An 11,394-nucleotide genomic window follows, 5' to 3' on the forward strand; every position below is an offset into this window, starting at 1 on the left:
CACAAAACCGGGCGGCTTATTCCAGCGCACTTCGGCAGTTTTCTGCCGCCCGCCTATACTTGGCGACACCAGAAGTGATTCGGGAGCTTGACGATGTTTGCTCTCATGCACAGCACCCGCCTTGAATCGCTGCACCTGAGCATCGACCCGATGACCGGGTTGAAGGCGGTCATAGCCATCCACAACAGCCGCCTTGGGCCCGCTTTGGGCGGTTGTCGTTACCTCGCGTATCCCGATGACGAAAGCGCGGTGGCCGATGCTGCGCGCCTGGCCCAAGGCATGAGCTACAAGGCCGCCCTGGCCGGTTTGCCGGTGGGCGGCGGGTGCGCCGTGATCCTGCGCCCGGCCCATGTGGAAAGTCGCGCGGCCCTGTTTGAAGCCTTTGGGCGGTGTGTCGAGCAACTTGACGGCCGCTATATCACCGCCATCGACAGCGGCACCTCGGTGGCCGACATGGATTGCATTGCCCAGCACACCCGCTTCGTCACCAGCACCACCGCTGCCGGCGACCCCGCCCCCCATGCCGCCATGGGCGTATTCGCCGGCATCCGCACCACCGCCATGGCGCGCCTGGGCAGCGACAACCTCGAAGGCCTGCGCGTGGCGATCCAGGGCCTGGGCAACGTCGGTTACGCCCTCGCCGAACAACTGCACGCCGCCGGCGCCGAACTGCTGGTCAGCGACATCGACCATGGCAAGGTGCAACTGGCCATGGAACAACTTGGCGCGCACCCGATCGCCAACGAGGCCTTGCTCAGCACCCCCTGCGACATCCTCGCGCCCTGCGGCCTCGGCGCGGTGTTCAATCGCAACAGCGTCGGCCAACTGCGCTGCGCCGCCGTGGCCGGTTCCGCGAGTGCGCAACTGACCAACCTGCAAGTGGCCGACCAACTGGAAGGGCGTGGCATCCTCTACGCCCCGGACTACGTGATCAACTCCGGCGGCCTGATCTACGGCGCCCTCAAACACAGCGGCGCCGAACTGCCGACCATCACCGCGCACCTGTCGAACATCGGCACGCGCCTGACCGAAATCTTCGCCCACGCCCAGGCCGAAAAGCGTTCACCTGCACGGGTGGCCGATGAACTGGCTGAGCGTCTGCTTTACCGATAGGCCACGCATTAAAAACGATGGGCACTGGTAAATCGGGAGCGGAAGCCCCTCCGCTCCGCCTGCTTTGGGAAAATTCTTACGCCTCTCTCGGAAAGTCTCACCTGAGCAGCGCGTTAGTTGCGTGATTTGATTCCGGCCTTTTCAGGCAGGGATTGCAGGCATGACTGACGCGTTTTGGGCCGCCCGCGAAGGCGACGCGCTGCTGCACACCTCAATGATGGCCGATGTTCTCGGCGGTGTGCTGGAAGTCGCGGCCTATGCCGCCATCACGTCCGTGGGCTGCCTGGCCGCAGGCGCGTTGATCGCTGCAGCGACCGGCGTGACCATCGCCACTGGCGGCGTTGGCTGCGTCGCCTTGGGGCTGGCGGTCGGCGCGGTGGTGGGGATCACCGCCGGGCTCTCGGGGGCTGACGTGAAGATCTCCAGTTGGTGCGAAACCGCCGCCAACTGGGTTTTTCCGCCGGTGATCGAGGCCTTTATCAGCAGCGGCTCAGACGACGTTTTCATCAATGGCAAACCGGCCGCCCGGGCTGCCGGAAAGATGATGGCTGTGCCGGTCGCGGCCAGTGAACCACCGGCCCCCAGTTTTCTGGACATGGCACATGGATTTTTCTCACAACTGTGGCGCCCGACGGTCGCCACACCCGCTGCCGGTACCGTGCCGTGTGCGCTGGACACCGTCGCCTGCACCAAGCACCCGCCGATGCCCGAGCAATTCATTGCCGAGGGTTCCAGTTCGGTCTTCATCAACGGGCAACCGGCCGCACGCAGCGGTGACCGCAGCACGTGCGACGCCAAGATCGGCAGCGTCGAGGGGCTGATTTCTGCCGATGTGCGTATCGGTGGCGACCCCGTCGTGGTGCGCGAAATTCGCAGTGGAAAGACACCGGGCGTCGGCTTGGCGATTGCCGCGCTGCTTGCGCTACGCGGCAATGTGAAAGGCTTTTGGAGCAACTTGCCATGCCTGGTCGGCGGCGCGTTGGCGGGCGGGGCCGTGGCGTATGGAACCAGCAAGCTCACCTCGGCACTCAACAGCGCGGTCAACGGTTCGCCCAACCCGGTGCATAGCCCGACCGGGGCCAAAATCCTCGGCGCCGAAGAAGAACTGGACTTCGTCCTGCCAGGCCTGCTCCCCATCGACTGGCAGCGCTTCTACAGCAGCCTCGATCAACGCCACGACGGCCTTTTCGGCGCCGGCTGGAGCGTTGCCTATGAGGTCGCCGTCGAGATCGATAAAGATGAATACCTCACCTACATCGACGAACAGGGGCGCCGCATAGACATCGGCTACCTCCCGTTGTCAGGCGGCGCCTTCAGCCCCGGCGAAGGCCTTGCGGTCAGGCGCAGCGCCGACGGCGCCATCCTGATCGAAAGTATCGACGGCCTGTATCGGCTCTTCGAGCCCGACCCTCTGAACCCTTCGCGGATGCGCCTGCATCTGCTGGGTGATCGTAACGAAGGGCGCATCTTTCTGGATTACGACGCCCAGGGTCGCCTGTGCCGCCTGCGCGACAGCCATGCGCTGATGCACGTCGACGTGAGCTACACCGTCGAGCATCCGCGGCGCGTGAGCCATATCGAGCGCCGTTACCTGCATCGGCAACATTTTGCTGGGCGCAGCGACGTGTTGGTCAGCTATCGCTACGACACCCACGGCGACCTGGCTGAAGTCCTCGACGCACAAGGCACGAGCCAACGACGTTTTGCTTACGACAGCGCGCGGCGCATGGTCGAACACCAACTGCCGAGTGGCTTGCGTTGCTTCTACCAATGGCGCGCAGTGCCTGGCCCGCAGGGTGAAGAATGGCGCGTCAGCCGGCATTGGACCGATGCCGGCGATGCATTCACCTTCGACTACGACCTGGATGCCGGTATCACGCGCGTCACTGATGGCCTGAAACGGGTCAGCACACGCTATTGGAACCCGCATTACCAGATCACCCGCTACGTCGATAACCTGGGCCATACGTGGCAGTTCGAATGGAGCGAAGATCGCCAATTGCTCGGCGCGATTGATCCGCAAAACGGCGAGTGGCGCTTCAGTTACGACGAATCCGGCAACCTGAGCACAGTGACCGATCCACTGGCCAGGATCAGCAACACCCAGTGGCTGGCGCATTGGGCATTGCCCGAAGTGGAAACCGACCCGGCGGGCAACCGTTGGCATTACCGCTACGACCGGCATGGCAACTGCATCGAAGAGATCGATCCGCTGGGCAACCGCACCCGTTATGTCTACGACGATTTCGGCCAGCCGGTGCAGATCATCGATGCCACCGACAAAATCCGGAAGCTGCACTGGGACGAGTGGAGCCAACTGATCGAGGAAGTGGATTGCTCGGGCTACGCCACCGGCTACCAGTACGATGCATTCGGCAATGTGGTGGTGCACACCAATGCTGAAGGTGAGTCGGTGCGCTATCAGTACAGCCGGCAAGGGTTGTTGCTGGAATGCCGATTTTCGGACGGGCGCCTTGAGCATTTCCAGCGCAACGCCAGTGGTTATCTGACGGGCTATGTCGACCCCGCCGGCAACATTTCCCGCTATGCCTACGACCGGCGCGGCCAGGTTAAACAACGCTGGGACGCGCATAACCGCTGCGTCACCTTCGACCACGATGCCTACGGGCGACTGCTGAAACTGACCAATGAAAACGGCGAAAGCTATCGCTTTGAGTGGGACGCAGCCGATCGCCTGGTGCAGCAACAAGACCTCGACCACAGTCGGCGCTGCTATGCCTATGACCCGCTGGATAACGTCGTCGCCGTAGGTTACCTGCCGGGAAGCGAAGGCGAGGCGGTAGACGCGCTGACACACCAGCTCCAACGCGACCCGCTCGGGCGCCTGGTCAGCAAAGTCACCGCCGACGGCACCACCGTTTATAAGCACGACCTGAACGACCAACTGGTCGCGGTCACCTTCACCGCTCTCGACGGTCGCGAGCAAGCACTTGGCTTTAGCTATGACGCGCTGGGGCAACTGCTCGAAGAACACAGCTCGGCGGGGTGTCTGCAACGCCATTACGACGAATTGGGCAACCTGACTCAAACCCACTTGCCTGACGGACGCTGGCTCAATCGCCTGTACTACGGCAGCGGCCATCTGCATCAGCTGAATCTCGACGGCCACGTCATCAGCGACTTCGAACGCGACCGCCTGCACCGCGAACTGCAACGCACTCAGGGTCAACTCAGAACAAATACCGACTATGACCGCAGTGGCCGGGTCCGCTCACGCCAGCGTCGCAGCATCGACCAACCGTGGCAGTTGCCGACATTGGTCGAAACCCACTACAGCTACGACCCCAGCGACAACCTGATCGGACGCCGCCGTACCGACCGCCAAGAGCACCTGGCCTACGACAGTAGCGGACGTATCCTCGTCAGCCAACAAATAGGCCGGATCGAAACCTATGCCTACGATGCGGCAGCCAACCTGCTCGACGGGCCACAACAAGGCGGCCTGGTACGGCATAACCGGCTGCTGACGTATCAAGACAAGCGCTATACCTACGACGCTTTGGGGCGAATGGTTGAAAAGCGTAGCGCTGTGCGTGGTTTGCAGCGTTTTGCCTACGACGCCGAAAGCCGGTTAGTTGAAGTACGCAATGACAACGGCAGCGTGGTCAGGATGGCCTACGACCCGCTGGGTCGGCGCATTGAAAAAACTGAACACGGCAGCGATGGCTGTCCGCTGGGCGAAACCCGGTTCACCTGGGATGGCCTACGGTTGTTGCAGGAGCATAAACACAGTCAGACCAGCCTCTATCTCTACGATGGCGACAGTTACGAGCCTCTTGCCAGGGTCGACGGTAACGGTGAATACCAACGCGTGCGGTATTACCACAACGACCTGAACGGCTTGCCGGAGCAACTCACCGACGCCGACGGCCATGACGTCTGGCGAGCGACTTATCGGGTGTGGGGCAATACGCGGGAGGAGGTGCGGGAACCTTACTTCATTGAAGAGCAGAATTTGCGGTTTCAGGGGCAGTATCTGGATCGGGAGACTGGGCTGCATTTTAATACGTTTAGGTTTTATGATCCCGATATAGGTCGCTTCACGACCCCAGATCCCATTAGCCTGGTCGGAGGATTCAACCTTTATCAGTACGCGGTGAATCCAACAGGGTGGTTTGACCCGTGGGGGCTCTCAGCCTGCGCGCCGACGCACCACATCGCCACCAATAAACATGCGAAATGGACCCCTAAATACCGCGTGCTGTTTGAGAAAAATGGGTTGGGTAAATTCAAAAACGGCAAGTCTCGCAAAGACGTCCTCAATGACCCACTCAACAAAGTAGACGTGCCTGGGCACAAAGGCCCACACCCTAAGAACATGCATGCAGAAATTCATAAACGGTTGAAAAGCGCCAGCAGAAAAGGGCAGGATCAGTTTAAAGCGGAGCTCGCAGAGCTTAGAAAGGAAGCATTGGACCCCACCTCAACCCTTAACAAGATTTTGAGGAAAGTCGACTTATGAATTACTTCAAACTCAATCCGAATGTCGCCAGTAAAAAGTGGGAAGGTTATGTAAACCTCGGAGAGCTTATTTACAAGGGAGAGGAAGTAGATGATGTTGAACTGTCCAATAGCCGAAAGCCTTGCACGATGAGGCCTCTGCACTATGACATTCTTGCCGCCGGAAAAACCGCTCCGGTCAATACCATCGGAGCGGACTTTTTTGTATTCGATGAATCTCTTGAGGGGCTGGATAACCTCGCCGCAGAGAACGTGCAATATCTGCCTATCACTCACGAAAGCCAAAAAGTACGTTACCGACTCTTGCATGCCTACCATCATGTTGACTGCGTCGATTGGGCGTTATCCAAGTACGAAGCCTGGCCCGAAGAACATGTGGTCAAAGAATGGCAGAATCCAAGAGGTCGTTTCTTTTTTGAGCCAGTACTGATCGCAGAAGAAATCCCTGAAACTGCTGAGGTCTTTCGTTTGGAAGGCTGGGGGGGGGCGTTCAACATCATCATTGGCGAAGCGTACAAAGAGAAATTACTCGCCCTTGATTTCGATCACTCTTTTTTGGAGTTTCACCTCATCACGCTCGTGTGATGGAAACGTCTTCACACCTTCGCATCAACAGGTGTGTTCCCACATCGATAAGGTCAATTAGCGATGAAAGACATAATTTCAAGCATTGAGAAACTCTCAACAGATCCTAAAAAGGTCAATGAATCACACAGAGCCAAACGGGACAGATTTATTTAGTATTTTCGAACCGATGAAAATCCGTTTTAAAAAGGCCCTGAATCAACGATTCAGGGCCTGTTCAATTCGGGCTTTATTCCGCCGGCGGGTTCAGCAACTCGGACAGCGCGTCCGGTTGGCTCTTGAATGCCTTGGCAAAGACATCGCGGTTTTTCGCCATGTAGATCCCGGCCTCTTCAACCTGCTGCTCGCTCAACGACGGCACGGCTTTTTGCAACACTTCTGCGAGCAACTCAGCGAGTTCAAGCATCTTGTCATGACGGTCAGCTTCGGCTTTATCCATGAACAAACGCTCCAGATCTCGGCTGCTGCGGTATACCACTTCGACGGCCATTCACCACCTCACATGCCTTCACGATAGTTGTCTTTTGCGAATACTGTATTTATATACAGCTAAAAGGGTAAGCCAAACCGTGCGGTTTGGGTAGTAGTTTTTTAATGTAGCCCGGAAATACAGGTTTGGAGTGCCTCATGTCACCCCGCCATCATCTTATCCCTGCCGCTGGCCTTTTTTCTGCATGCAGAACAACCGTCACGTCCAACCCGCATTATCCGGTCGAGCCGACCTAAGGAAGCATCATCGTGAAAATCAATTGGGCCGAAAAGCTGCGTCAGAATGTCCACGGGCTGGCCGAGTCTCTGGGCAATCTGTTTGTCGAGACGTTCCATTACCTGGCGTTGTTCGCTATCGGTGCGGTGACTGCCTGGGCGGCGGTGATGGAGTTTCTGGGGATGCTGGAGAACGGGCACATCAAGATCGATGACATCTTGCTGTTATTCATCTACCTGGAATTGGGTGCCATGGTCGGGATTTACTTCAAGACCAACCACATGCCGGTGCGCTTCCTGATCTACGTGGCGATCACCGCGCTGACGCGTCTGCTGATCTCCAACGTGTCCCACCACAACCCGCCGGACATCGGCATCATCTACCTGTGCGGCGGGATTCTGTTGTTGGCGTTCTCGATTCTGGTGGTGCGCTATGCGTCGTCGGCGTTTCCGTCGGTGAAGGTGCAAGGCCCGCACCGCAAGGGCGAGAGCCTTGAAACAGAGAAAGGTGAGCTTTAAAGCCTGACGCTGAAGGGTTGGGGACGGGTGGGCGGTCGCTGCAACAGTTTGTGACTGTCCCCGTCCGTCATCACCGTCAGGATTTCCATGGCGCTGTGGCCCTGTTCGATGGCAATCCCGAACTGGATGCTTTGCACCAGGCGCTTGAGCCGTTGCGGGTCGTTGCGTTGTTCGGCGCTGATCATGCGCTTGGCCACCACGCCCTGCTCATTCGAGAGGGTCAGCATGATGCTGCCATCCAGCCGCTGGATGCTCAGGTTGACTCGGTACTGTGGGGTGAAGGTGTCGGTGATGATCTGAAAAGGATTGTCCATGGTGCGTTACCGCCTGATAAGAACATGCAGTCATTGACGACCGGGGTCTGGATTAGTTCGCGTTGCCTGACCACCGGCCACTCCGTCGCTGAGGGTTCACAACGTCCGTTTGCCTCATGAGCTGTACAGCAAGGGGCGTGCCGTACAGCGACCTGTCTGACGCTGGAATGCACCTGTGGGAGGTGGCTTGCCCGCGATTGCGGTGGATCAGTTGATGAATTCGTGGCTGGGCGAGCGCAATCGCGGGCAAGCCCACTCCCACACGGGGTGGCGTCGTGCTTTGTTTCAGGGCAGTCACGAGAAAGCGGTGCACGATGGGCTGGCGGGGGAAGCAGGGATTTTTCGCGGGTTGCACCCGTGGGCACAGCGGTAATGACGAAGATGGGGGGCATCAGAAGATGTAACTAACTCCCCACCCTACCAGCGTTTTTGCTTGTAGTCAGGGTTAATTTGTAATGTAGGATTTATCTTTGCAAAGGGGTTGAATTGTTTCTCTGACTGCTCAATTGTGTCATCAAGAGGTCATGGTTTCACCACCCCGGTGTTGCAGTTTGTGACCTCTCGCGAGCTAGCTGAAATAAGGGAAGAACTATGCAAATCCAAGTCAATAGCGATAACCATATTGAAAGCAGCATCCGACTGGAGGAGTGGGTACGTAACACCATTGAAAGCACGCTCGAACGTTATGACGAAGACCTGACCCGCGTTGAGGTCTACCTGCGGGATGAGAACGGCGACAAGCCCGGTCCCCACGATTTAAGCTGCCGCCTGGAAGCACGGCCAAAGGGCCATCAACCGCTTTCGGTGCTGCATAAAGCCGATACCCTGGAACAGGCGATCGACGGTGCAGCGATCAAGCTGGACCATGCGTTGGAACATCTGTTCGGCAAACTGCAAGGCAAGCCACGCGCTGCTGCGAAAAATGTGCCGGCCAACAAAGTGAATGATGACGCGCTTGAAGAGGAATTCCTGGAAAACGAAAACGCTGCAATTAATAGCTGACAGTTTTTTCATTCCCAACTGAGAACGGGCCTGCTGATGCAGGCCCGTTTTTGTTTACCTGTCGCGTTGGAAGAAATACCTGCTTAACAGCGCCAGCCCGCCAGCCCCCGCGCCCGCAAACAGCATCGCCCAACCGGCGCCATGGCGTAGCGCCGCCTGGCCATCCGGACGCGCCAGGCCCATTGATGTCAGCCCCTCCAGCTTGCCCGCTGCAATGTTCTGACTGATGGCGGGCCAATCCAGTGCGGTGGTGGCCGGCAACACTTCGGCCAGTTGATGGCTGATCCCCAGCAAGAGCACCAGGCCCATCAGCGCGATATTGACCGCCAGGGTGATCAGTCGCGCACTGAGGTCGATTCCCGAGGCCATGCCCGCACGCTCCGCCGACACCGAACCGGTGGTGGTGTTGGTGGTCGGGGAGTTGGTCAGCGCCAAGCCCACGCCGGCCATCGCGCAACTGAACAGCACCAGCCCGATGCTTGGATGCGCGGCGCCATTGGCGGCGGCCATGGCCATAAAACCCGTGCCCATCACCCCCAGACCCAACGGGATGATCCGTTCGGCGCCGTAGCGCAGGGCCAGGCGTTCGGCCAGCGGCGGCACCAGCAAGGTGGGCAGGGTATAGGCGAGCAGGGCGCCGCCGGTGGTCAGGGTGTCGTAGCCCAGGCCCGCCTGGAAGTACAACGGCAGGTAGATCATGAACGGCCAGAAGCTGAAGTTCATGCCGATCGAACCCATCAACGCGCCGTTGAAACGTTGGAGGCGAAACACCGAGAAGTCGAACATCGGATGGGCGCTGCGCCGCTCAATGAAGATGAACAGCAGCAGCGCGGCCAGCGACAAGCCTGCCCAGCCGAGCATGGCCGGTGCGCCAAAGCCGTTCTCGGTGCCTTGGGTGATGAAGTAAACCAGCGCAAACACCGACAGCGTCAAGGTGATCATGCCGGCGATATCGAGGCGATTGCCGGCCGGATCGCGCGACTCCTGCACGCTGACATGCAGCAGCACCAATGTCAGCAGCGTGAGCGGCACATGCACGAGAAACACCCAGCGCCAGTCCGCAACTGCCAGGATCAACGCCCCCACCATCGGCCCGAAGCCCAGGCCCAGGCCCGCAATCACACCCCACACCGCGAATGCCCGCGCCCGCGCCGCCGGCTCACGGAACTGGTGCGACAAAATCGCGAACTGGCAGATCATCATCGCCCCGGCACCCACGCCCTGGACGAAACGCGCCCCGATCAGCAGGGACGCGTCTTCGGCCAGCCCACAGGCCAGCGAGGCCAGGCCGAACAGCCACAGGCACAGCACCAGCATGCGTCGCCGGCCAAAGCGGTCGGCCAACGTACCGGCAGCCATCAGCACGCTGGTGCAGGCCAGGGTGTAGGCGTTCATGATCCATTGGGCATCCTGGAAACCGGTGCCCAGTTGCTGTTCCAGCGTGGGCAGGATCACCGGCACGCTGGAGATTTCCAGGCCGAACATCAGCGCCACGAGGCACACGGCAGTGAGGGCGAGCGCGTTTCTGGCGGTGCTTGATGCGCTGACAGCCGATACAGCGACGGCGGGAGGCATGGGGACTTCCTTTCAAGAGGGGGAGCGTGCCATTCTCGCGGGAAGCAGATTCTTTATTCGTGACAAGTTTTCCTTCAATCAGGGAATTAAGGGCGACAATTACAGCATGGCCACCCCACGTTTTGATGGCGTTGAACTCTTTCTGCAGATCGTCGAGAGCGGCAACCTGACCGAAGCCGCCGAGCGGCTGAACCTTACCCGTTCGGCCGTGGGCAAAGGCTTGGCGCGACTCGAGGCACGCTTGGGCACGTGCCTGTTGCAGCGCTCCACCCGCCGCCAGCGGTTGACCGAGGACGGGCAGGCCTATTACGAGCATTGCCTGCGCGCGCTGGCCGAGCTGGAAGCGGCCGAATCCGTGCTGGAAAGCGGTCGGCAGCAGCCACGCGGGCGCTTGAGGGCGAGCTTGCCACTGGCCTTCGGGCATCACTACGCGGCACCGGCGCTGTGGGGCCTGCTGGATCGTTTTGCGCAGTTGGAGATTGATATTTCGTTTTCTGACCGACTGATCGACGTGGCCCAGGAAGGCTTCGATCTGGCGGTGCGCATCGGCGCGCTACCCGACACCGACCGCCTAAGCGCGCGGCGCCTGGGCGAACAGGCCATCGGCCTGGCGGCAGCCCCGGCGTATTTGCAGCGCGTCGGGCGAATCGAGCGCCTTGAGGATTTGGCCGGACACCGCGGCATTGCCTACCGCTGCACTGCGCCGCGCCTGGAGTGGCAGCTCAACGACGCCCAAGGCCGCCCGCACCGTGTGCAGGTCGCGTCGCCGCTGATGATGGACGACCTCCAGGCCGTGGCCGATGCCGCCATCGCCGGCGTGGGCCTGGCCTGGTTGCCGAGTTGGCTGATTGCGCACTATGTGCTGCGCGGGCAACTGGAAGCGGTACTGCCGAGCTACCGCGAGCAGCCCGCGCCGATCCATGTGATCTGGCCCACGGCGGCGCACATGCCGGCCAAGACGCGCTGCGCCATCGACGCCTTGGTCGCAGGCACCCCGAGTTGCCTGGCGGGCAGTTAGGTTTTGCCTTCAGGCAGGTGATTCATCCGTTCTCTTTTGCTTATGAGAATATTTATCATTAATATTGCGCTCTGATGAACC

9 protein-coding genes are annotated in these 11,394 nt (G+C 59.7%); 6 read left to right on the forward strand and 3 right to left on the reverse strand.

Annotation, left to right across the window (positions count from 1 at the left end; translation table 11 throughout):
• The first annotated feature begins 93 nt into the window (after positions 1 to 93).
• The 3 genes from P3S72_RS06100 (at position 94) to P3S72_RS06110 (ending at position 6,180) form a co-directional block, all read left to right on the forward strand.
• Positions 94 to 1,113 carry a Glu/Leu/Phe/Val dehydrogenase dimerization domain-containing protein gene (locus P3S72_RS06100; protein WP_276196624.1) on the forward strand — a complete coding sequence of 340 codons (1,020 nt, stop codon included), beginning with the start codon at positions 94 to 96 and terminating at the stop codon, positions 1,111 to 1,113.
• Between the two features lie 160 nt (positions 1,114 to 1,273).
• Positions 1,274 to 5,596 (forward strand): RHS repeat-associated core domain-containing protein, encoded by a 4,323-nt coding sequence (locus tag P3S72_RS06105; protein ID WP_276196625.1) that lies wholly within the window; start codon positions 1,274 to 1,276, stop codon positions 5,594 to 5,596.
• Complete coding sequence (locus tag P3S72_RS06110; protein ID WP_276196626.1) at positions 5,593 to 6,180, forward strand: hypothetical protein; 588 nt, start codon at positions 5,593 to 5,595, stop codon at positions 6,178 to 6,180. The genes P3S72_RS06105 and P3S72_RS06110 overlap by 4 nt, the downstream gene beginning before the upstream one ends.
• Positions 6,181 to 6,409: 229 nt before the next feature.
• Here P3S72_RS06110 and P3S72_RS06115 read toward each other — a convergent pair whose 3' ends face one another.
• Complete coding sequence (locus P3S72_RS06115; RefSeq protein ID WP_010564043.1) at positions 6,410 to 6,670, reverse strand: YebG family protein; 261 nt, start codon at positions 6,668 to 6,670, stop codon at positions 6,410 to 6,412.
• Positions 6,671 to 6,918: 248 nt separating this feature from the next.
• Here P3S72_RS06115 and P3S72_RS06120 point away from each other — a divergent pair, with 248 nt between their 5' ends.
• The gene (locus P3S72_RS06120; RefSeq protein WP_247405845.1) at positions 6,919 to 7,404 is read left to right on the forward strand and encodes a phosphate-starvation-inducible PsiE family protein; all 486 of its coding nucleotides are present in this window, start codon (positions 6,919 to 6,921) and stop codon (positions 7,402 to 7,404) included.
• Here the strand turns inward: P3S72_RS06120 and P3S72_RS06125 are convergent.
• The gene (locus tag P3S72_RS06125) at positions 7,401 to 7,718 is read right to left on the reverse strand and encodes a DUF3509 domain-containing protein (RefSeq protein WP_276196627.1); all 318 of its coding nucleotides are present in this window, start codon (positions 7,716 to 7,718) and stop codon (positions 7,401 to 7,403) included. The two genes, P3S72_RS06120 and P3S72_RS06125, sit on opposite strands and share 4 nt — an antisense overlap.
• 591 nt (positions 7,719 to 8,309) lie before the next feature.
• Between P3S72_RS06125 and P3S72_RS06130 the strand changes: the two genes are divergently transcribed.
• Entirely contained in the window at positions 8,310 to 8,720 is a 411-nt protein-coding gene (locus tag P3S72_RS06130; RefSeq protein WP_247405840.1) for an HPF/RaiA family ribosome-associated protein, read from the forward strand.
• Positions 8,721 to 8,774: 54 nt separating this feature from the next.
• On the opposite strand, the gene P3S72_RS06135 is transcribed toward P3S72_RS06130, so the two are convergent.
• Positions 8,775 to 10,295, reverse strand: a complete 1,521-nt coding sequence (locus tag P3S72_RS06135; protein WP_276196628.1) for an MFS transporter — start codon at positions 10,293 to 10,295, stop codon at positions 8,775 to 8,777.
• Positions 10,296 to 10,401: 106 nt separating this feature from the next.
• On the opposite strand from P3S72_RS06135, the gene P3S72_RS06140 reads away from it, so the two are divergent.
• Positions 10,402 to 11,313, forward strand: a complete 912-nt coding sequence (locus P3S72_RS06140) for a LysR family transcriptional regulator (protein ID WP_253393513.1) — start codon at positions 10,402 to 10,404, stop codon at positions 11,311 to 11,313.
• Positions 11,314 to 11,394 lie beyond the last annotated feature (81 nt).

The organism is Pseudomonas sp. D3 (assembly GCF_029320995.1).
Taxonomy (GTDB): Bacteria; Pseudomonadota; Gammaproteobacteria; order Pseudomonadales; family Pseudomonadaceae; genus Aquipseudomonas; species Aquipseudomonas paraveronii.

Coding starts and splice junctions, on each gene's coding strand:
- P3S72_RS06110 (WP_276196626.1), top strand. CDS start 5,593: ATGAATTACTTCAAACTCAATCCGAATGTCGCCAGTAAAAAGTGGGAA.
- P3S72_RS06100 (WP_276196624.1), top strand. CDS start 94: ATGTTTGCTCTCATGCACAGCACCCGCCTTGAATCGCTGCACCTGAGC.
- P3S72_RS06125 (WP_276196627.1), bottom strand. CDS start 7,718: ATGGACAATCCTTTTCAGATCATCACCGACACCTTCACCCCACAGTAC.
- P3S72_RS06130 (WP_247405840.1), top strand. CDS start 8,310: ATGCAAATCCAAGTCAATAGCGATAACCATATTGAAAGCAGCATCCGA.
- P3S72_RS06140 (WP_253393513.1), top strand. CDS start 10,402: ATGGCCACCCCACGTTTTGATGGCGTTGAACTCTTTCTGCAGATCGTC.
- P3S72_RS06135 (WP_276196628.1), bottom strand. CDS start 10,295: ATGCCTCCCGCCGTCGCTGTATCGGCTGTCAGCGCATCAAGCACCGCC.
- P3S72_RS06105 (WP_276196625.1), top strand. CDS start 1,274: ATGACTGACGCGTTTTGGGCCGCCCGCGAAGGCGACGCGCTGCTGCAC.
- P3S72_RS06115 (WP_010564043.1), bottom strand. CDS start 6,670: ATGGCCGTCGAAGTGGTATACCGCAGCAGCCGAGATCTGGAGCGTTTG.